Origin of the sequence: Amycolatopsis iheyensis (assembly GCF_024703995.1) — a bacterium.
Lineage (GTDB): Bacteria > Actinomycetota > Actinomycetes > Mycobacteriales > Pseudonocardiaceae > Amycolatopsis > Amycolatopsis iheyensis.
On record NZ_JAMXQV010000006.1, the window covers coordinates 251068 to 275092 of the forward strand.

The following is a 24025-nucleotide window of genomic DNA, read 5'->3' on the forward strand; positions in this document are numbered from 1 at the left end:
AGTGAACGAACTGGAGCTGATCACCGTGAACGACGACGCCCGGCAGCTGCTGGCGGCCTGGAACGACACCACCACCGACGTCCCGGAGGCGGGCCGCACGCTCACCCGGCTGCTCGCCGAGCAGGCGGCCCGCACCCCGGACGCGACGGCGCTGGTGTTCGAAGGCGAGTCCCTGACCTACCGCGCACTGCACCACCGAGCCGACGGGCTCGCGCATCTCCTGGTCGAGCGGGGCGTGGGCCCCGGTGTCCTCACCGGCGTCTGTGCCGACCGGTCCCTTGAGCTCGTGGTAGCCCTACTGGGGGTGCTCAAGGCCGGCGGCGCCTACGTCCCGCTCGACCCGGACTACCCGGCCGACCGGCTGGCCTACATGGTCGCCGACAGCGCGGCCCCGGTCGTACTCACCCAACGCCACTACGCGGACCGCTTCGCCGCCGAGACCATCCTCCTCGACGAAACCGAAATCGACTGCGACGCGAACCCGGCCACCGCGCCGGAAGTGTCCACGAAGGACCTGGCCTACGCCATCTACACCTCCGGCTCGACCGGCCGCCCCAAGGGTGTCCTGGTGCCGCACGAAGGCATCGTCAACCGGCTGACCTGGACCCAGGCCCAGTACGGCCTCACCGCCGAAGACCGCGTGCTGCAGAAGACGCCGTCCAGCTTCGACGTCTCCGTCTGGGAGTTCTTCTGGCCGCTGCTGACCGGCGCCACGCTCGTCGTCGCGCGGCCCGGCGGGCACCGCGATCCCGCTTACCTGGCCGAGGTGATCCGCGCCGAGCGGATCACGACCGTCCACTTCGTCCCGTCGATGCTGCAGGCCTTCCTGCTCGACCCGGCGGCCGCGACCTGCACCGGCCTGCGCCGCGTGCTCTGCAGCGGCGAGGCGCTGCCCGCCGAACTGCAGGCCCGGTTCTTCGCCACCCTGCCCGGCGCCGAGCTGCACAACCTGTACGGCCCCACCGAAGCCTCGGTCGACGTCACGTACTGGGCCTGCGCCCCCGCCGAGACGACTGTCCCCATCGGACGTCCGGTGTGGAACACCCGCACCTACGTCCTGGACGCTGGGCTGCGGCCCGTCGCACCGGGTGAAGCGGGCGAGCTGTACCTCGCCGGGATCCAGCTGGCCCGCGGCTACCACGGCCGGCCCGGACTCACCGCCGAGCGGTTCGTCGCGAGCCCGTTCGCCGACGGGGAGCGGATGTACCGCACCGGCGACCTCGCCCGCTGGGACGAAACCGGCGCACTGCACTACCTCGGCCGCACCGACCACCAGGTCAAGATCCGCGGCCTGCGCGTCGAACTCGGCGAAATCGAAGCCGTTCTCGACCGCCAACCCGGCGTCGGCGGCTCGTGCGTGCTGGCCCGCGAAGACCGCGCGGGTGACCAGCGCCTGGTCGGCTACCTCGTGCCCGACGGCGCCGCCCCGGACGTCGAGGCGCTGCGCGCGGTACTCGCCGAGCACCTGCCCGAGTACATGGTCCCGGCCGCGTTCGTCGTCCTCGACGAGCTGCCGCTGACCCCGAGCGGCAAGCTCGACCGCAAGGCCCTGCCCGCCCCCGACTGGGCGGCCGCCCGCACCGGCCGCGCACCGCGCACCCCGCGCGAAGCCGCGCTCTGCACCCTGTTTTCCGAGGTCCTCGGCGTCGAGGGCGTCGGCATCGACGACGGCTTCCTCGCCCTCGGCGGCCACTCCCTCCTCGCGGCCAAGCTCGTCTCCGGCATCCGCGCCACCCTCGGCCTCGAAGCGGCGATCGGCGACGTCTTCCGCGCGCCGACCCCGGCGGCCCTCGCCGAGGTCCTCGAAACCGCCGCCCCGGCACGCGTCCCGCTCACCCCGCGGCGGCGTCCCGAGCCGATGCCGCTGTCGTTCGCCCAGCGGCGGCTGTGGTTCCTCGACCAAGCCGACACCGGGAACGCGAGCTACCACGTCCCGCAGGCGGTCCGGCTGACCGGCCCGATCGACGCCGGGGTGCTCCGGTCGGCCATCGGTGACGTCCTCACCCGGCACGAGGCCCTCCGGACGATCTTCACCAGCGACGGTGAGGAGCCGGTGCAGCACATCCTGCCCGGCGGCGAAGTACCCTGGACGCGGCAAGAGTCCACAGAGGACACCCTTGCGACCGACCTGACCGCCGCCACCGAGGCCGGCTTCGACCTCGCCCGCGAGCTGCCGATCCGCGCCACGCTGTTCGACCTGCCCGGCGACACCGCCGTGCTGCTGCTGGTCGTGCACCACATCGCCTGCGACGGCTGGTCGATGGCGCCGCTGCTGCGCCAGGTCGGCGAGGCCTACGCGGCGCGGATCGCCGGAGTCGCTCCACAGTGGACGCCGCTGCCGGTCCAGTACGCGGACTACACGCTGTGGCAACGCGAGCTGCCGGTCGAGCGCGACCTCGCGTACTGGCGCGACGCGCTGGCCGGGTTGCCCGAGGAGCTGCCGCTGCCCGCGGACCGGCCGCGTCCGGCGGTCGCGAGCCACCGCGGCGGCGTTGTCCCGATGGACGTCCCCGCCGATGTGCACCGGAAGCTGGCGGCCCTGGCCGCCGACGAGGGCGCGACCCTGTTCATGGTGCTGCAGGCCGCGTTCGCCGCCCTGCTGACCCGTCTCGGCGCCGGCGACGACGTCCCGGTCGGCTCGCCGGTCGCCGGGCGCACCGACACCGCCCTCGACGACCTCGTCGGGTTCTTCGTGAACACCGTCGTCCTGCGCACCGCCACCGGCGGCGACCCGACGTTCCGTGAACTGCTCGACCGGGCCCGCGAGACGTGCCTGGCCGCGTTCGAGCACTCCGAGGTGCCCTTCGAGCGGGTCGTCGAGGAGCTGAACCCGGCCCGCTCGCTCGGGCGCCACCCGCTGTTCCAGGTCCTGCTGGTCCTGCAGAACAACCTCGCCGCCGAGCTGGACCTCGACGGGGTCCGGGCCACCGGCGAGCGCGTCGACATCGGTTACGCGAAGTTCGACCTGGCCGCGATCTTCGAGGAGCGCGACGGCGAGCTGACCGGTCTCCTGGAGTACGCGAGCGACCTGTTCGACCGCGACACTGCCGCCGCGCTGGCCGGCCGGCTCCTGCGGGTCCTGACCGCCGTCGCCGAGCGCCCCGACACCCGCCTCGGCGACCTCGACCTCCTCGACGCCGCCGAGCACGCCCAGGCCACGACCGGTGGGATGCGCGCGCCCGGCGCACCCGCGGTCACCCTGCACGAGGTGATCGAGGGCCACGCTCGCCGCACGCCCGAGGCCACCGCGCTGCTGTTCGAAGCCGAAACCATCACCTACGCTGAGCTGGACGCCAGGGCCAATGGCGTTGCCTCGCTGCTGAGCGGCATCCCGGCCGGGCGGATCGTCGCGATCGGCCTGGACCGCGGCCCGGACCTGGTCGCCGCCATCCTCGGCGTGCTCAAGGCCGGCTGCGGCTACACGCTGCTGGACCCGTCGTTCCCCGCCGAGCGGCGGCAGCTGCTGGCCGCGCAGGTCGACGCGCCGGTCGTGCTGGACGACCTGTCCTTCGTCGAGCCCACGACGGCAGCCCCGCGACGCGCGGTGTCCCCGGCCGGGCCGGCCTGCGTCATGTTCACCTCCGGTTCCACCGGCACGCCGAAGGGTGTCGTCGCTTCGCACGAAGCCGTCACCACGACGATCCTCGGCCAGGGCTATGGCGGTGACGTCTGGCTGCAGACCGCGCCCGTCTCCTGGGACGCCTTCGCGTTCGAGCTGTTCGGCGCGCTGCTCACCGGCGCCGCCTGCGTGCTGCAGCCGGGTCCGAAGCCGGAACCGGCCCTGATCGCCGAGCTGGTCGCGCGCCACGACGTCACGACGATGTTCGCTTCCGCCAGCCTGCTCAACTTTCTCCTCGACGAATACCCGGCGGTGTTCGAGCAGGTCCGCGAGGTCTACACCGGTGGGGAAGCGGCTTCGGTCGCGCACCTGACCCGGGCCGTCGAGACGTTCCCGGACGTGGCCTTCACCAACGCCTACGGCCCGGTCGAGAACATGATCTTCGTCAGTGCCCACCGCGTGACGCGCGCCGACCTGACCGGCACGCCGATCCCGATCGGCGTGCCGCTGCACGGCAAGCGCGCGTACGTGCTCGACGAGCGGCTGCGGCCGGTCGCGCCCGGCGTCGTCGGCGAGCTGTACGCCGCCGGCGGCGGGATCGCCGACGGCTACGTGGGCCGGCCGGACCTCACCGCCGTCCGGTTCGTGGCGTCGCCGTTCGAGGCGGGGGCGCGGCTGTACCGCACCGGTGACCTGGTGCGCCGCCGGGCCGACGGCGTCCTGGAGTACGTCGGGCGGGCCGACGACCAGGTGAAGATCCGCGGGTTCCGCGTCGAGCCCGGCGAGATCCGCACCGCGCTGGGCACGCACCCGGCCGTCACCGAATCGGCCGTCGTCGTGCGCGAAGACCGGCCCGGCCAGAAGCTGCTGGTCGCCTACGTCGTTGGCGAGCCGACCGACTTCCGCGCCCACCTGGCCGAGCGGCTGCCGGAGCACCTGGTGCCGTCGGCGTTCGTGCTGCTCGACACGCTGCCCCTGACCGCGAACGGCAAGCTCGACCGGCGCGCGCTGCCCGCGCCGGAGCGCACGAGCACGAACCGGGCGCCCCGCACCCCGCGCGAGGAAGTCCTCTGTGGACTGTTCGCCGACGTCCTGGGCGCCGGCGAGGTCGGCGTCGACGACGGGTTCTTCGCCCTCGGCGGGCATTCCCTGCTCGCGGCCCGGCTGGTCGCCCGGATCGGTGCGGTGCTGGGCGCCCGGATCGGGGTCGCGGACGTCTTCCGCGCGCCGACGGTCGCCGCCCTCGCCGCGGTCCTCGACAGCGCTCGCGCGGCCCGTCCGGCCGTCGTCGCACGACCGCGGCCGGCGGTGCTGCCGCTGTCGTCGGCCCAGCGCAGCTTGTGGTTCGTCGAGCAGCTCGAGGAGGCGGGCGCGGCCTACAACGTGCCGCGTGCCCTGCGGCTGACCGGTGACCTCGACGTCGCCGCCCTGCGGCAGGCGTTCGCCGACGTCCTCGAGCGCCACGAGGCGCTGCGGACAGTGTTCCCGAGCGCCGGTGGCGTCCCGCGCCAGGAGATCCGGCCGGTCACCGAGCTGCCGTGGACCGAGGGCGCGGTGGACGTCGCCGAGTTCGCCGCGCGCGCGTTCGACCTGGCCACCGACCTCCCGATCCGGGCCGCGCTGGTCCCCGACGGGAACGCACACGTCCTGGTCGTCGTCACCCACCACATCGCGAGCGACGGCTGGTCGTTCGCCCCGCTGCTGCGGGACCTCTCGGCCGCGTACACCGCCCGCACCACGGGTGACACTCCACAGTGGACGTCGCTGCCGGTGCAATACGCGGACTACGCGTTGTGGCAGCAGGACCTGACCGACGACTCGGCCGGCTACTGGGCCGACGCGCTCGCCGGGTTGCCCGACGAGATCAACCTGCCCTTCGACCACCCGCGGCCGCCGGTCGCGAGCCACCGCGGCGCCACCCTGCCCGTGACGCTCGACGCGGACCTGCACGCCCGGCTCCTGGAGCTGGCCCGCGGTGAGCACGCGACGCTGTTCATGGTGCTGCAGGCCGGGTTCGCCGCGCTGCTGTCCCGGCTCGGCGCGGGTGAGGACGTCGCGATCGGCACCCCGTCGGCCGGCCGCCCGGACGCCGCGCTCGACGACCTCGTCGGCTTCTTCGTCACCACGCTCGTCCTGCGCACCGACCTCGGTGGCGACCCCACCTTCACCGAGCTGGTGCACCGCGTCCGGGAGACGTCGCTGAAGGCGTTCGACCACGCCGACGTCCCGTTCGAGCGGGTCGTCGAGCGGCTCAACCCGGCCCGCTCCACCGCGCGGCACCCGCTGTTCCAGGTGATGCTGGCGCTGCAGAACAATGTGGCGGCCAACCTGGCCCTGCCCGGCCTGACCGCGGCGGACGTGCCGGTCAGCACGGCGACCGCGAAGTTCGACCTCACCCTGAACCTCGAGGAGCACACCGACGACGGCCGGCCGGCCGGGATCGGCGGTTACCTCGAGTACGCCACCGACCTCGTGGAGCCCGGCACCGCGGCCGACCTCGCCGACCGGTTCGCGCGGCTGCTCGCCGCCGCCGTCGAGGACCCCGCGGCGCCGCTGTCCACAGTGGATCTGCTGGCCCCTGCGGAGGCCGCGGCGATCGACCCCGCGAACGCGGGAACCGCGGTCGAGGTCCCGGACACGTCGGTGATCGAGCTGTTCGAGGCCCAGGCCGCGAGCACGCCGGACGCGCCCGCGCTGGAGTTCGGTGCCACCACGCTCACCTACGCCGAGCTCAACGCCCGCGCCAACCGGCTCGCTCGGCACCTCGCCGGGCGCGGCGCCGGGCCCGAGCGGTACGTCGCCCTTTCGCTGCCGCGTGACGAGCAGCTGGTCGTCGCCATGCTGGCGGTGCTCAAGACCGGTGCCGGCTACCTCGCGCTCGACCTCGACTACCCGGCCGACCGCCTCGCGATGATGCTCGAGGACGCCGACCCGGCCCTCGTCCTCACCCGCGACGAACTCGTCTTCGAGGGCCCGGCGGAGAACCCGCGGCACACCGCGTCGCCGGACAGCCCGGCGTACGTGATCTTCACGTCCGGCTCGACCGGCCGCCCCAAGGGCGTCGTCGTCCCGCGCCGGCCACTGCTGAACTTCCTCCTGGACATGGTGGCGCGGTTCGGCATCACCGCCGGCGACCGGCTGCTGGCCGTCACCACCGTCGGGTTCGACATCGCCGGCCTGGAGATCTTCGCGCCGCTGCTGGCCGGGGCCACGGTCGTGCTCGCGAGCCGCGACGACGTCCGCGACTCCCGTGCCCTGGCCGCGCTCGCCGAGGACGCCACGTTCCTGCAGGCGACGCCGAGCCTGTTCCACGCGCTGCTCGCCGAGCCCGCCGACCTCTCCGGCGTGCACGTCCTGGTCGGCGGCGAAGCCCTGCCCGACGACCTCGCGGTCGCGCTGCGGGCCCGCGCCGCGTCGGTGACCAACATGTACGGCCCGACCGAGACGACGATCTGGTCCACCACCGCCCGCGTCGGCGAGGGGTCGCCGACCATCGGGACGCCGATCGCCAACACGCAGGTCTACGTGCTCGATCGCGCGCTGCGGCCGGTCCCGCCGGGTGTCCCGGGTGAGCTGTACCTCGCCGGCGACGGCGTCGTGCGCGGTTACCTCGGCCGCCCCGACCTGACCGCCGACCGGTTCGTCGCGAACCCGTTCGCCGACGGGGAGCGGATGTACCGCACGGGTGACCTGGTCGCCCGCCGCCGCGACGGCGAGCTGCGGTTCCTCGGCCGCGTCGACCACCAGGTCAAGATCCGCGGCTTCCGGATCGAGCTGGGTGAGATCGAGACCGTGCTGGCCGCGCACCCGGCGGTCGCGCTGCGCGCGGTCGTCGTCCGCGAGGACCGGCCCGGCGACAAGCGCCTGGTCGCCTACGTCGTGCCCGGCGCGCCGGTCGAAGCCGAAGAACTGCGCCGGCACCTGGCCGCCGCGCTGCCGGGGTACATGGTCCCCTCGGCGTTCGTGCTCCTCGACGAGCTGCCCCGCACGCCGAACGGCAAGCTCGACCGCAAGGCGCTGCCCGCGCCCGCCGTCGAAACCGGTGCGGGCCGGGTCCCGCGTACCGCGACCGAGCTCGCGCTCTGCGAGCTGTTCGCCGAGGTCCTCGGCGTGCCCGAGGTCGGGGTCGACGACGGCTTCTTCGACCTCGGCGGGCATTCCCTGCTCGCCACCCGGCTGACCGGGCGGATCCGGGCGGTGCTCGGCCTCGACGTCACCGTGCGGGCGCTGTTCGCGAACCCGACCGTGGCCGGGCTGAGCGAAAGCCTCGGCGACGCCGTCGCGGCCCGCCCGGCCGTCACCCGGCGCACGCGGCCCGACCGCCTGCCGCTGGCACCCGGCCAGGAGCGGCTCTGGTTCCTGGCCCGGCTGGACCCCGCCGACACCGCCTACCACATGCCGATGGCGCTGCGGCTGCGCGGCGAGGTCGACACCGGCGCGCTCGCGGCGGCACTGTCCGATGTGGCCGGTCGGCACGAAGCCCTGCGCACGTACTACGCCGAGGACGAGTCCGGTCTGCACCAGGTGATCCTGGACTCCTTCGAAGTCCCGTTCGAGATCGGCGCCGGCTCGGTCGCCGACGCCGCGCGGACGCCGTTCGACCTGGCCGCCGCGCCGCCGGTGCGGTCGTGGCTGTTCAGCGAGGGCGACGAGCACGTGCTCCTGGTGCTGACCCATCACATCGCCGGCGACGGCTGGTCGATCCCGGTCCTGCTCGGCGACCTCGCCGACGCGTACGCGGCCCGGCTCGACGGCCACGCTCCCGAGTGGACGCCGCTGCCGGTGCAGTACGCGGACTACACGCTCTGGCAACGAGAACTCGACAGCGACCTCACCTACTGGACCGACGCGCTCGCCGGGCTGCCCGAGGAACTGGCGCTGCCCTACGACCGCGTCCGGCCCGCCACCGCCGACCACACCGGCGGCTCCGCGGCCGTCACGATCCCGGCCGAGCTGCACTCCCGGCTGCTGGCGCTGGCGACCGGACGACGCGCGACGCTGTTCATGGTCCTGCAGGCCGCGCTCGCCACGCTGCTGGCGCGGTTCGGCGCCGGCGACGACATCCCGATCGGCACCCCGGTCGCCGGGCGGCCGGACCCGGTCCTCGACGACCTCGTCGGGTTCTTCGTCAACACCGTGGTCCTGCGCACCGACCTCGGCGGCGCCCCGGCGTTCACCGAGCTGCTGGACCGCGTCCGGGAAGCCGACCTGGGCGCGTTCGAGCACGACGACGTCCCGTTCGAGCGCCTGGTCGAGGAGCTGAACCCGGCCCGGTCGGCGGCCCGGCACCCGCTGTTCCAGGTGATGCTGGTGCTGCAGCAGGACGCGCCGGCCCCCGCCCTGTCCGGAGTGGAGTGTGCGCCCTACGAGGTGACCCGTGCGGTCGCCAAGTTCGACCTCACCGCCGCCCTGGAGGAACACGGCGACGGCGGCGGGATCACCGGCGCCTTCGAGTACGCGACCGCGTTGTTCGACGCCGCCACAGCCGAGCGCCTGGCCACGGCGTTCGTCCGGTTGCTGGAGCAGATCGCCGACGCGCCTTCGACGTCGGTGACGGCGTTCGACGTGCTCACCACCGCCGAACGCGACCTCGTCCTGGCATCGGGTCACGCGGCCGGGATCGAGCCGCTGCCCGTGGACTGCCTGCACACCATCGTCGAACGGCAGGACCCCGAAGCCGTCGCGATCCTGTTCGAGGGCGAGTCGCTGACCTACGGCGAGCTGAACACGCGCGCCAACCAGGTGGCCCACCACCTCCTCGACGACGGCATCCGGCGCGGCGAGGTCGTCGGTGTCCTCATGGAGCGCGGCTTCGACTTCGCGATCGCGGTGCTCGGCGTGCTCAAGTCCGGCGCCGCGTACACCCTGCTGGACCCGAGCTACCCGGCCGAGCGCCTGGCCGCGGTCACCGAGCAGGCGGGCGTCAAGCGGGTGCTGAAGTCCCTGCCGAGCCACCCGGACACCACGAACCCGGCCGTCGAGCTGACCCCGGCCGACCTGGCCTGCGTCATGTTCACCTCCGGCTCGACCGGCGTCCCCAAGGGCGTTGCGACCTCGCACCGCGGGGTGGTCGCGACGATGGGCCAGGGCTACGCGACGTTCGACGCGGACCAGGTGTGGCTGCAGTGCGCGCCGGTGTCGTGGGACGGCTTCGCGCTCCAGCTGTTCGGCGCGCTGCTCTACGGCGGCCGCACGGTCCTGCAGCCCGGGCAGAACCCGGAGCCGGAACGGATCGCCGCGCTGGTCGTCGAGCACGGCGTCACCGTGTTGCACGCCTCGGCGAGCCTGTTCAACTACCTGCTCGACCAGGAGCCGCAGGTCTTCGCCGTGCTGCGCCGGGCGATGACCGGCGGCGAGCCGGCGTCGGTCGGGCACGTCACCAAGGCGCTGCGCGAGTACCCGGACGTCGCGCTGATCAACGGGTACGGCCCGGCCGAGAGCATGGGCTACACGACGTTCCACCCGATCACCGAAGCCGACCTCGGCGGGACGGCGATCCCGATCGGCCGGCCTGTCGCGAGCAAGCGCGCGTACGTCCTCGACCCGCAGCTCAACCTCGCCGCTCCCGGTGTCACGGGCGAGCTGTACCTGGCGGGCCACGGTCTCGCCGACGGCTACCGGGGCCTGCCAGCGGCGACCGCCGAGCGGTTCGTGGCGAACCCGTTCGCGGCCGGGGAGCGGATGTACCGCACCGGCGACCTGGTCCGCTGGCGCGCCGACGGCGTGCTCGAGTACGTCGGCCGCGCCGACGACCAGGTCAAGGTCCGCGGCTTCCGCGTCGAACCCGGGGAAGTGCGGGCGGTGCTGGCCCGCTACGACGGTGTCGAGCAGGCCGCGGTCGTCGTCCGCGACGGCCGGCTGATCGGCTACGTCGTCGGTTCGGCCGAGCCCGCGGCGCTGCGGGCGTACCTGGCCGACCGGCTGCCGGACTACCTCGTGCCGTCGGCGATCGTCCCCCTGGACGCGCTGCCCCGCACGGCGAACGGCAAGCTGGACCGCCGTGCGCTGCCCGCGCCGGACTTCGCGGCGGCGTCCCGGCGGCGGCCGCGGACCCGCACCGAGAACGTCCTCTGTGGACTGTTCGCCGACGTGCTCGGGCTGCCCGAGGTCGGCCTGGACGACGGGTTCTTCGACCTGGGTGGGCACTCGCTGCTGGCCGCACGGTTGATCGGCCGCGTCCGCGCGGTGCTCGGTGTCGAGCTGGGCATCCGCGACCTGTTCCGCACCCCGGCCGTCGCCGGGCTCGCCGAAGTCCTCGGCGACGCGGCCCCGGCCCGCCCGCCGGTGACGCGGCGCGAGCGGCCCCAGCGGCTGCCGCTGTCGTTCGCGCAGCAGCGGCTGTGGTTCGTCGACCAGGCCGAAGAGGCCAACGCCGGCTACGACGTCCCGCGTGCGCTCCGCCTGCGCGGCTCACTCGACGTGCCCGCCCTGCAGGCGGCGCTGGCCGACGTCGTCGAGCGGCACGAGTCGCTGCGGACGGTGTACCCCTCCCACGAAGGCGAGCCGTGGCAGGAGATCCTGACCGCGCCCGCGGTGCCGTGGACGCTCACCCAGTCCACAGAGGACGCGCTGGACGACGTCCTCGCCGAGGCCGCGGCGCACGTGTTCGACCTGCGCGCCGAACTGCCGATCCGGGCGCACCTGGTCTCGGTTTCCGCCGACGACCACGTGCTGCTGCTGGTCCTGCACCACATCGCGTCCGACGGCTGGTCGGCCGCGCCGCTGTGGCGCGACCTGGCGACGGCCTACCCCGCCCGCCTCGACGGGCACGCCCCGGACTGGGCGCCGCTGCCCGTGCAGTACGTGGACTACACGCTCTGGCAACGCGAAGTCCTCGACGAGGCGGAGCTCACCGACCAGCTGGCGTTCTGGCGCGACGCGCTCACCGGCGCACCGGAGGAGCTGGCCCTGCCCGCCGACCGGGTGCGCCCGGCCGTGGCGAGCCACCGCGGTGGCTCCGTGGAGTTCACGCTCGACGCGGACGTCCACAGGGGACTGGCCGACCTGGCCCGGGGGAGCGGCGCGACGCTGTTCATGGCGCTGCAGGCCGGGTTCGCGGCCCTGCTGTCCCGGCTCGGCGCCGGGGACGACGTGCCGTTGGGGACCGCCGTCGCGGGTCGTGGCGACACCGCGTTGGACGATCTCGCCGGGTTCTTCGTCAACACCCTGGTCCTGCGCACCGACGTCTCCGGGCAGCCGACGTTCCGGCAGCTGCTGGCCCGCGTCCGCGACGCCGGGCTGGCCGCGCTGGCGCATGCCGACGTCCCGTTCGAGCGGGTCGTCGAGGAGCTGAACCCGGCCCGGTCGGCGGCCCGGCACCCGTTGTTCCAGGTGATGCTGGTGCTGCAGAACAACGCCACCGCGCGGCTCAGCCTGCCGGGGCTGGCCACCGAAGGTGTCACGGTCCGGCGGGACGTCGCCAAGTTCGACCTCACCGCGGGCATCGAGGAGAACCACACCGCTGAGGGCCACCCGGCCGGCCTGACCGGGCAGCTGGAGTACGCGGCCGACCTGTTCGACACGGCCACGGCCACTTCGATCGCCCAGCGGTTCGCGCGGTTCCTCACCGCGGCCGTCGCCACGCCGGACGTGTCCGTTGTGGACCTCGACGTCCTCGGTGCCGGTGAGCGGGCCGAACTGCTGGCCCACGGCACGACCGAGGTCACTGCTCCGGCCATGCGGCTGCACGACCTGGTCGAGCGGCAAGCCCAGTGGGCACCGGACGCCACCGCGCTGCTCTTCGAGGGCACGCCGCTGACCTACGGGCAGCTCGACACCGAGGCCAACCGGCTCGCCCGGCACCTGGTCGCCGAGGGCGTCCGGCACGGCGACCTGGTCGGCGTCCACATCGGACGCTCGCCGCGACTGGCTGTCGCGCTGCTCGCCGTGCTCAAGGCCGGCGCCGCCTACACCGTGCTGGACACGGACTTCCCGGCCGATCGCCTGGTCGGCGCCCTGCGGCGGACGTCGGCCGCCGTCGTCGTCACCGACGGCCGAGACCTGCCGTGGCGCCGGATCGACGTGGTCGCCGACGCGGCGGCGATCGCCGTGCGCGACGGTGGTGCGCTCGGCCTGCCGGGCAGCCCGGACGACCTCGCCGTGGTCATGTTCACCTCCGGCTCCACCGGGGTGCCCAAGGCGGTCGCGGCCCCGCACCGCGCGGTCGTCGGCACGCTGACCGGCCAGGACTACGCCGGGTTCGGCCCCGACGACGTGTGGCTGCAGTGCGCGCCGGTGTCGTGGGACGCGTTCGGCACGCAGCTGCTCGGCCCGCTCCTGGCCGGCGGCACGGTCGTGCTCCAGCCCGGCCAGCGGCCCGAGCCGGCGCTGATCGAGGACCTCGTGCTGGCGCACGACGTCACGGTCCTGGACGTCTCGGCCAGCCTGTTCGACTTCCTGGTCGACGAGCACCCGGCGGTGTTCGGGACCGTCCGCCGCGCGATGACCGGCGGCGAGGCCGCCTCGCCCGCGCACCTGGCCAAGGTGCTCCGGGAGTACCCGCACGTCGCCGTGATCAACGGCTACGGCCCGGCCGAGACCATGGGCTTCAGCACGTTCCACCAGGTCAAGACGGTCGACGGCCCGGTCCCGATCGGGCGGCCGCTGACCGGCAAGCACGCGTACGTCCTCGACTCCAGGCTGCGGCCGGTGCCCGCCGGGGTGGTCGGCGAGCTGTACCTGTCCGGCGTCGGCACGGCGCTGGGGTACCTCGGTGCGCCGGGCGCGACGGCCGAGCGGTTCGTCGCCTCGCCGTTCGCGGCGGGGGCGCGGATGTACCGCACGGGTGACCTCGCGCGGTGGACCGCCGAGGGCGTGCTCGAGTACGCCGGCCGGACCGACGACCAGGTCAAGATCCGCGGGTTCCGCGTCGAGCCGGGCGAGGTGCAGGCCGTGCTGGCCGCGCACGAGGGCGTCACGCAGGTGGCGGTCGTGGTCCGGGACGGGCTGCTGGTGGCCTACGTCGTCGGGACCGTCGATCCGGCGGTGTTGTCGGAGTTCGCCGCCGCGCGGCTGCCGGAGCACCTGGTGCCGTCGGTGCTCGTGCCCCTCGCCGAGCTGCCGCGGACCGCGAACGGCAAGCTGGACCGGGCGGCACTGCCCGCGCCGCGGCGGGTCGTCGCCGGGCACGTGGCTCCGCGCACCCCGATCGAGATCGCGCTGGCGGCGATCTGGGCGGACGTGCTCGGGGTTCCTTCGCCCGGGGTGGAGGACAACTTCTTCGCCCTCGGCGGGCACTCGTTGCTGGCGGCGAAGGTGACCGGCCGGATGCGCACGGAGTTCGGCGTGCGGCTGGGGGTCCGGGCGCTGTTCGAGGCGCCGACGATCGCCGCGCTGGCCCGGCTGGTGCCGGCGGCGTCCACTGTGGACTTCGAGCCGATCCCGGTTCGGCCCGCCGGGGCGCGGACGCCGCTGTCGCCGGTGCAGCGCGGACTCTGGTTCGCCGAGCGGCTCGCGCCGGGTTCGGCGGAGTACCTGGTGCCGCTGGTGTTGCGCGTCGGGGGCGACCTCGACGTGGGGGCGTTGGCGAGCGCGCTGTCCGCGGTGGTGGCACGGCACGAGGTGCTGCGGAGCCGCTTCCTGGAGGTGGATGGCGAGCCGGTGCAGGTGGTGGACCCGGTGCGCGCGGTCTTGCTGCCGGTGACCGAGGTGCCGGACATCGACGCCTTCGTGCGCTCGCAGCTCGAGAACCCGCTCGACCTCGAGCACGGTCCCGTCTGCCGGGCCGCGCTGGGGCGCGTGTCGGAGCGCGAGCACGTGCTGGTGCTGGTCATGCACCACATCGTCGCCGACGGGTGGTCCATGGGTGTCCTGGCCGCCGACCTTCGCGACCACTACGCCGGAACCCGGCCCGCGGCCCTGCCGGTGCAGTTCGGCGACGTCGCCGCGTGGCAAGCCGCCGCGTCCGACGAAGCCGGGCTCGCGTTCTGGCAGCGAGCCCTCGCCGGGATGCCGCACGTCGCCGAGCTGCCCACCGACCGGCCGCGGCCGCTCACCCGGGACATCGCCGGCGCCAAGACACCGGTGCACGTCCCCGCCGAAGTCGTCGATCGGCTGCAGCGACTGGGCGCCGAGCACGGCGCCAGCCTGTTCATGACCGTCCTCGCCGCCTTCGAGGTGCTGATCAGCCGCTACACCGCCCTGCGGGACTTCGCGATCGGCACCCCGGTGTCCGGCCGCGGCCACCCGCAGACCGAGCCGCTCATCGGGCACTTCGTCAACACCGTGCCGTTGCGCGCGGACCTGACCGGCGACCCGGCCTTCACCGAGCTGCTGGCCCGCGTCCGCACCAGCACGCTCGCCGCGTTCGACCACGACGACGTCCCGTTCGACCGGATCGTCGAGCTGCTGCGCCCGCAGCGCGACCTCACCCGCACCCCGCTGGTGCAGATCGTGTTCGCCCTGCAGAACAACGAAGAGGCGGGCTGGGCGCTGGCGGGCCTCGACGTCGAGAAGCTGGCCGTCGACACTCGGGTGAGCAAGTTCGACCTCGAACTCGCGCTCGCCCAGGACGCCGACGGCGCCCTGACCGGCATCTTCGAGTACCCGACCGCGCTGTTCGACGCCACCACGATCGAACGCATGGCCGGCCACTTCACGACCCTCCTGAGCCAGCTCGCCGAGGCACCCGAAACCCCCGTCGGCGAGCTGAACCTGCTGAGCCGGGCCGAGCGGAACCACCTCGTCCACGGCGTCAACGACACGGTCGTCGCCTACGACGAGTCGGCCTGCCTGCACCACCTGATCACCGAGCAGGCCCGCCGAACCCCGGGTGCGATCGCCGTCGAATACCTCGACGAGAGCATCGGCTACGCCGAGCTGGACCGCCGGGCCGGGGTACTCGCCGCGCGCCTGGTCGAGCACGGCGTCGGCCCGGACGTCCCGGTGGGCCTGCGGATGGACCGCTCGATCGACCTGATCGTCGGCCTGGTGGCCATCCTGAAGGCCGGCGGCGCGTTCGTCCCGATCGAGACCGACGCGCCCGAACCGCGGGTGCTCGGCATCCTCGGCGACGCACACTCGCCGGTCTGCCTGGTCAACGAAGGCGCGCCGAGCCCGCAGAGCGACCGGGTGGCCTTCCTCGAAGTGTCCGGTTTGGACGGTGAAGCACCGGAGCTGCCGGACACCGCGCACCCGGACAACCTGGTGTCGATCTACTACACCTCCGGCTCCACCGGAAAGCCGAAGGGCGTCGCGAGCACCCACCGCGGCTGGGTGAACCGGCTGCGCTGGCACCAGGACACCTACCGACTCCAGCCGGGCGAAAGCGTCCTGCAGAAGACGACCCTCGTCTTCGACGACGCCGCCGTGGAATGCCTCTGGCCGCTGATCGTCGGCGGCCGCGTGGCGCTGATCCCGCCGGGCCTGCACCGCGACCCGGCGGCCATCCTGGCCGGCGCGATCAAGCACCGCGTCGCCAACCTGCAGTTCGTGCCCAGCATGCTCACCCTGTTCCTGGAGCAGCTGACCCCGGCCGACCGGGCCGCGCTGAAGACGGTCCGGAACGTCATCACCAGCGGTGAAGCCCTGCAGCCGGAGCTGCTGAAGCTGTTCTTCGACCGCCTGGGCGACACCGCCACCCTGCACAACCAGTGGGGCGCCACCGAAGTCTCGATCGACTCGACCATGCGCGAATGCCTCCGGTCCGATCTGGACGGTGCGGGCTCGGTGAGCGTCGGCTCGCCGATCGCGAACAACCAGATCCACGTCCTCGACGAGCACCTGCGGCCGGTCCCGATCGGCGTCCCCGGTGACCTGTTCATCGGCGGCGTCGGCCTCGCCCGCGGCTACCTCGGCGACGCGCGCAAGACGGCGTCGGCGTTCCTCGCGAGCCCGTTCGAGCCGGGGGAGCGGCTCTACCGCACCGGCGACCGCGGGCTGCGCACCCCCGACGGCGCGCTGACCTTCCTCGGCCGCCAGGACTCGCAGGTCAAGATCCGCGGCATCCGCGTCGAGCCCGGCGAGGTCGAGCAGGTCCTGCTGGAACTGCCCGGTGTCCGCGAAGCCGCGGTCACGGTGTGGCAGCCGGTGCCGGGGGACAAGCGGCTCGCCGGGTACGTCACGCCGCAGGCCGGCGTCACGCTCACCGAGGGCGAGATCCGCGAGCAGCTGCGTGCGCGGCTGCCGGTTTACCTCGTGCCGACGGCGCTGAGCGTGCTGCCCGAGTTCCCGACGACGACCAGCGGCAAGATCGACCGCAAGGCGCTGCCCGCGCCCGCCGCGGCCGGCGCCGAGTACCGGGCCCCGGAGGGCCCGGTCGCGGAACTGGTCGCCGGAGTGCTGCAACACGTCCTCGGCGTCGAGCGGGTGGGCGCCGACGACAACTTCTTCGACTTGGGCGGGCACTCCCTGCTGGGCGTGCGGGTGGTCGCGGAGCTGCGCAAGCGGCTCTCGGCGGACATCCCGATCCGGCTGATCTTCGACTCGCCCACGGTCGCGGAACTGGCGGACGCCGTCAGCCGCGCCACCAAGCGCGAGTTCGAGGCCATCCCGAAGCGGCCCGACGGCCCGGCGCCCCTGGCCGGGGTGCAGGTCGGCATGTGGCTGGCCGACCGGATGGCGCCCTCGAGCGCGGAATACCTGGTGCCCAACGCGGTCCGCCTCCGCGGCCCCCTCGACGTCGACGCCCTCTCCGCCGCGCTGACCAAGCTGGTCCAGCGGCACGAGATCCTGCGCACGCGGTTCGTCGAGATCGACGGCGAGCCGAAGCAGGTCGTCGACCCCGCCGGGCCGGTGCCGTTGCCGGTCACCGAGATCGACGCGATCGAGCCGTTCCTGGCCTTGCGGGGCATCGACCTCGCCACCGGACCGGTCTTCGCCGCGGCCCTCGGGCGGCTCGCCGAAGACGACCACGTCCTGGTCCTCTCGGCGCACCACATCGTCCTCGACGGCTGGTCCGAAGGCCTCCTCGCCGAGGAGCTGCGCGACCTCTACGCGGGCGCCGACCTCCCGCCGCTGCCGGTGCAGTACGCCGACGTCGCGGCCTGGTCCCAGCCGACCGAGGCGGCCGTCGAGTTCTGGCGAGCGCAGCTGGCCGGGGTGCCGCAGGTCGTGCAGCTGCCGACGGACCGCCCGCGGCCGCCGGTGCGCGACCCGCGCGGCGCGCGCTACGAGTTCACCGTGCCCGCCGCACTGGCGACCCGGCTCGGCGAGGTCGGCGCGGAAGCCCGGGCGAGCCTGTTCATGACCCTGCTCGCCGGGTTCCAGGTGCTCGTCTCCCGGCACACCGGGCTGCGTGAGTTCGCGATCGGCAGCCCGGTCGCCGGCCGCGACCACCCGGACACCGAGCGGCTGATCGGCCAGTTCGTCAACACCCTCGCCCTGCGCGCGGACCTGACCGGCTCGCCCGGCTTCGGCGAACTCCTGGAAAGGGTCCGCGAGACCGCGCTGAACTCCTTCAGCCACCAGGAAGTCCCGATCGACCGGGTCGTCGCCGAGCTGCGGCCCGACCGCGACCCGAGCCGGAACCCGTTGATCCAGCTGATGTTCGCGCTGCAGACGGTGTCCGAAGGCGGCTGGGAGCTCGCCGGCCTCGACTGCGAGCCCCTCGGCGTCGAGACCGGCGCGGCCAAGTTCGACCTGGCGATGGTGCTGCGCGAGCAGGCCTCCGGCGAGGTCGGCGGCGTGCTCGAATACCCGGTCGCGTTGTTCGACGAGGACACGGTCGCCGCGTTCGCCGACCGCTACCTGCGCCTGCTGGCCGGGTTCGCCGCCGACCCGGCGCGGCCGGTGGACCGCGTCCCGATGCTGGACGCCGCCGAACTCGCGCCCCTGGCCGGTACCGCCCCGGGTGGCACGTTCGCCGGGCTGGTCGAGGCGCAGGTGCGGCGGACCCCGGACGCCCCGGCCGTGGTGGCTGGGCCGTACTCGCTCACCTACGCCGAGCTGGACGCGGCGGCCAACCGCGTCGCCCGGGTCCTGCGCGAACGCGGGGCCGCACCGGAAACGGTGGTCGCGCTGCTGCTGCCGCGCTCGGCCGACCTGGTCGTGGCGCAGCTCGCGGTGGTCAAGACCGGGGCGGCGTTCCTGCCGATCGACCCGAGCTACCCGGCCGAGCGCATCCGGTACATGCTCGACGACGCCGACCCGGTGCTGACGCTGCGGGAGCTGCCGGAGTCCACAATGGACGACAGCTCGCCGGCCGTCGAAGTACGGCCCGAGAACGCGGCGTACGTGATCTACACCTCGGGCTCGACCGGACGGCCGAAGGGTGTCGTCGTCAGTCACGCCGGCCTCGGCACCCTGGTGGCCAACACCATCGCCGCCTACCGGGTCGGGCCGGGCGACCGGGTCCTGCAGTACGTGTCGCCGAGCTTCGACGCGTCGATCCTGGAGCTGTGCGCGTCGCTGATGACCGGCGCGGCCCTGGTCGTCACCCCACCCGGTCCGCTGCTGGGTGACCAGCTGCGGGACGTCCTCGCCGAGGGCCGCGTGACGCACGCGCTGATCCCGCCCGCGGCCCTGGCCACCGTCGAAGACCCGGACCTGCCGGACTTCCGGACGGTCGTCGTCGGCGGCGACGTGTGCCCGCCGGAGCTGGTCGCGAAGTGGGCGCCGGGCCGCCGGATGCTCAACATGTACGGCCCGACCGAGGCCACGGTCGTCTCGACGGTGTCCGAACCCCTGGTGGTCGGCGCCCCGGTGACCATCGGCGCCGCGTTGAAGCACACCCAGGCGTACGTCCTGGACGACCGGCTCCAGCCGGTGCCACCGGGCGTCGCGGGCGAGCTGTACGTCGCGAGCCCGGGCCTGGCCCGCGGGTACCTCGGACGACCGGGCCTGACCGCGAGCCGGTTCGTGGCGAACCCGGCGGGCGGCCGGATGTACCGCACCGGCGACCTGGTCCGCCGCACCCGCGCCGGGGACCTGGAGTTCCTCGGCCGGACCGACGACCAGGTCAAGATCCGCGGCTTCCGCATCGAGCTCGGCGAAGTCGAGTCGGCGTTGCGGGCGCACCCGGCGCTCACCGCGGCGGTCGTCCTCGCCAAGCCCGACCCGGCCGGGCAGAAACGCCTGGTCGCCTACGTCGCCGGCGACGTGACGGGCGCCGAGCTGCGGACGTTCCTCGGGCAGCGCCTGCCGGAGCACCTGGTGCCGAGCGCGTTCGTCGTGCTCGACGCGCTGCCGGTCACCACGAGCGGCAAGCTCGACCGGGCCGCGCTGCCCGAACCGGCGGAGGAGACCGCGGACTACGTCGCCCCGAGCAGTCCCGAGGAGCAGCTGATCGCCGACATCTGGGCCGAGGTGCTGGGGGTGCCCCGCGTCGGGCTCGGTGACGACTTCTTCGCCCTCGGCGGGCATTCCGTGCTCGCCGCCAAGGTCCGGATGCGGCTGCAGGCCGCGTTCGGCGTCGACCTCGCCCTGCCCGTGCTGTTCCAGACCACCACGGTCGCCGCGCTCGCCGCCGTGGTCCACACCGAGATCGAGGCCGAGCTCGCCGGCATGTCCGAGCAGGAGCTCCTCGACTCCCTTTCCGAGGAGGCCAGCGCATGACCACGTTCGACATCCGCCCCGAGACCGACGCCGAGCGCGCCGCGCGGCTGCGGGCCGCGGTGCTCGCGAAGCGGCTGCGCGGCCGGGCGGCCACCGCGCCGGCCCGGGCGTTCGGCCGGGCCGACCGGAGTACGCCGCTGCCGTTGTCGGCCGGGCAGCAACGCCTGTGGTTCCTCGACCGGCTCGACCCGGACAGCGCCGAGTACGCCGTGCCGCTGCTCCTGCGGCTCGAGGGCGCCCTCGACGTCGACGCGCTCCGACGGTCGCTCGACGCCCTGGTGGCGCGGCACGAGATCCTGCGCACGACCTACACCGCGGAAAACAACCGGCCGCGCCAGGTGATCGAGGCCGCGGGCCCGGTCGACCTGCCGGTGGTCGAGGGCGACCTCGAAGCGGTGCTGACCGAGTACGTCAGCCGTCCGTTCGACCTGGCGGCCGGGCCGGTGTTCCGGGCGCTGCTGGTCCGCGAGGCGCCGGAGCGGCACGTGCTCGCCTTGAACGTCCACCACATCGCCTGCGACGGCTGGTCCCTGCCCATCCTCATGGACGACCTGCGCAAGCTCTACACCGGCGCCGAACTGCCGCCGATCGAACTGTCCTATGCGGATTTCGCGGCCTGGGAACAGTCCCGGGTGGACGCGCACACCGCCGATCTCGCGTACTGGACGGAGCGGCTCGCCGGGCTGGAGACCCTGGAGCTGCCCGCCGACCGCCCACGTCCGGCCCAGCGCGACCACCACGGCGCGTCGGCCCGGTTCACCATCCCCGCGGACGCCGCCTCCGCCGTGGTCGAGCAGGGCAAGGCCGTCGGTGCGACGCCGTTCATGACACTGCTGGCCGCCGCGTACGTCGTGCTCGGGCGGCACACCGGCCGCGAGGACATCGCCGTCGGCACCCCGGTCGCCGGGCGCGGCCGGGCCGAGCTGGAGCACATGGTCGGGTTCTTCGTGAACACCGTCGTCGCCCGCGGTGACCTGTCCGGCGACCCGGACTTCGCCACCCTCGCCGACCGCGTCCGCGTGGCCCGGCTGGCCGACCAGGCGCACGAGGACCTGCCGTTCGAGGTGCTGGTGAAAGAGCTGGCGCCGGAGCGCGACCTCGCGCACACCCCGGTCGTCCAGGTCACGTTCGCCGTCTACGACTCCTCGGCCGGCTCGCCCGACCTGGGCGAGCTGCGGGTGTCCCCGGTGGACCTGCCGTCGACGACGGCGAAGTTCGACTTGATGATCTCCTTCGTCCGCCAGGCCGACGGGTCCGTCGAAGGTGTCCTCGAATACGCGACCGCGTTGTTCGACGAAGCCCGGATGGCGCGAATGGGCGAGCACTTCGTCCGGCTGTTCACCGAACTGGCCGCCCGGCCCGGTGTCCGGCTGTCCGAAGTGGACGTCCTCGGCGCGGCCGAGCGCGAGCTGCTGCTGGAGACCTGGAACGACACCGCCGAGCCGTACCTGCGCGGCACCGTGCACGGGAGGATCGCCGCCCAGGCGGTGTCCACCCCGGACGCGGTCGCCGTCCGCTGTGGACAGACCGAACTGACCTACGCCGAGCTGGAAGCCCGCGCGACCCGGCTGGCCCAGCGGCTGCGTGCCCACGGCGTCGGCGTCGAGACCCCGGTCGGCGTGCTCTGCGAACGCGGCCCGCTGCTGCTGCCGGTGCTGCTCGCCGTCCTCAAGACCGGCGGCCACTACATCCCCCTGGACCCGGCCTACCCGCAGGACCGCAAGGAGTACATGCTCCGTCAGGCCGGCGCGCGCGTCCTCGTCACCACTCGCCGGTACGCCGGGGAGAACCTCGGCGAAGTCGTGGTGTACGCCGACGAGCCGGTCGCCGACGACCCCGTGCCGTGGCAGGACCCGGTCGTCGATCCGGAGAACCTCGCCTACGTCATCTACACCTCCGGCTCGACCGGCCGCCCCAAGGGCGTCCAGATCAGCCACCGCGGGGTGCTGCACTACCTGGACTGGTGCCGCCAGGCCTACCGCGCCGACGAGGGCGACGGCGCCCCGGTGCACTCGTCGCTCGCCTTCGACCTGACTGTGACCGGGCTGTTCCTGCCGCTGCTGTGCGGCACGACCGTGACGCTGGTGCCCGAGGACGAGCACCCGGTGGCGGGCCTCGCCGACGTCCTGTCCAGCGGCCGCGAGTTCAGCTTCGTCAAGCTGACCCCGGCCCACCTCGAGCCGTTGCGCCGCTGCCTGGCGCCGGAAGCCGCCGGCGCGGCCGCGCACCTGGTCGTCGGCGGCGAACAACTCACCGCCGAGGCCCTGGAGTTCTGGCGCGAGCACGCCCCCGACGTCGTGGTGGCCAACGAGTACGGCCACACCGAGACGTCGGTGGCCAACGTGATCAACCTGCTGCCCGCCGCCGAGTGCGTCACCACGCCGATCTCGGTCGGCCGGCCGATCTGGAACACCGAGGTCTACCTCCTCGACGAGCACCTGCGGCCGGTCCCGGTCGGCGTCACCGGCGAGCTGTACGCGGGCGGGGCGGGCGTCGCGCGTGGCTTCGCCGGCAACCCAGGCCTGACCGCCGCGAAGTACGTCGCCAACCCGTTCGGCCCGGGCCGCCTCTACCGCAGCGGCGACCTCGCCCGGTACCTGCCGGACGGCCGGCTGGAGTTCGTCGGCCGCACCGACCACCAGGTCAAGGTGCGTGGCTACCGCATCGAGCTGGGCGAGATCGAAGCCGCTCTGGTCGGCGGTCCCGGCGTCGCGGAAGCGGTCGCGGTGGTCCGCGACGGCGCGCTCGCCGGGTACGTCTCACCATCCACAGTGGACGCAGACGCGTTGCGGGCGCACCTGGCCGAGCGGCTACCGGAGTACATGGTCCCGTCGACGCTGACCACTTTGGACACCCTGCCGCTCACGTCGAACGGGAAGATCGACCGCGTCGCACTGCCCGCTCCGGACGCCGCCCCGGTGTCGACGTCCGGAGTGCTGCCGCGCGACGAACTGGAGATGGCCCTGGCGAAACTGTGGGAGGACCTGCTGGGCCGCCGCGTCGGCGTCACCGACGGCTTCTTCGACGTCGGTGGCCATTCGCTCCTCGCGGTGGTGCTGGTCGACCGGATCAAGGCCGAGCTGGGTGCGACCGTCGGGCTCGCCGAGGTGTTCCGCGCCCCGACGATCCGCGCGCTGGCCGACCTCATCCGCGCCGGGGACAACTCCGGGGGACTGGTCGTCCCGCTGTCGCCGGGCCGCGCGGGGGTCGCACCGCTGTTCCTGCTGCCCCCGACCGCCGGGAGCCCGTTCCCGTACCTGCAGCTGGTCGCCGAGCTGGACCCGGCGCTGCCGGTGTTCGGCCTGCAGGCGCCCGGGTTCGCCCCCGGCGAAGACCCGGTGCACACCATCGAAGAGCTGGCCGCGGCGTTCGTCGCCGACTTGCTCCCGGTCGTGGGGGAGCGCCCGATCCGGCTCGCGGGCTGGTCCCAGGGCGGCTCGGTGGCGTTCGAGATGGCCGCCCAGCTGGAAGCCGCGGGCCGCCCGGTCGAGCACCTGTGCATCATCGACGCAACCGTCCTGGGTGTCGACGACTACGGCAACCCGCTCCCGGAGGTCGACACCAGCGACCCCCTCGCGTGGTTCGGCGAAGCCGTGCTGAAGCTGGCTCCGGGAGCCGCCGACACCCTCGACGAGATGCTCGCCGAGGCCCGTGACCGCGGCATGGTCTCGGAGGTCGCGGGCAACGCCGTCGTCGAGCAGATGGCCCGGGTCTACCTGGCCGGCAAGGACGCCGTCGAGGCCTACCGCTGCCGGGCCGTCGTCGACGCCGGCATCCACCTCATCACCTCCACCGGCACCCACCCGGTGAAGGGCCGCCCGGAGGTGCGGCCGGAGAGCTGGCGCGCCCGCACGCGCGGCGAGCTCACGGTGACGCCGGTGCCGGGCCACCACTGGGACATGGTCGAACCGCCGCACGTGGCGGAGCTGGCCCGGGCCGTGCTGGCCGGGCTCGCCGTGACCGCCGACGAGTGAA

The 24025-nt window shown here is 73.8% G+C and carries 1 protein-coding gene and 1 pseudogene; both read left to right on the forward strand.

The window, feature by feature from the left end:
• Position 1 precedes the first annotated feature (1 nt).
• Positions 2 to 20050: pseudogene (locus M8542_RS13650) on the forward strand (non-ribosomal peptide synthase/polyketide synthase); the annotation flags it as partial.
• A complete protein-coding gene (locus tag M8542_RS13655) occupies positions 20047 to 24024 on the forward strand; it encodes a non-ribosomal peptide synthetase (RefSeq protein ID WP_257920490.1) in 3978 nt (1325 codons plus the stop codon). The pseudogene M8542_RS13650 and the gene M8542_RS13655, both read left to right, overlap by 4 nt.
• Position 24025 lies beyond the last annotated feature (1 nt).

What these genes read in the sequence shown, in the direction of transcription:
- M8542_RS13655 (WP_257920490.1), top strand. Translation starts at nt 20,047, where the DNA reads ATGACCACGTTCGACATCCGCCCCGAGACCGACGCCGAGCGCGCCGCG.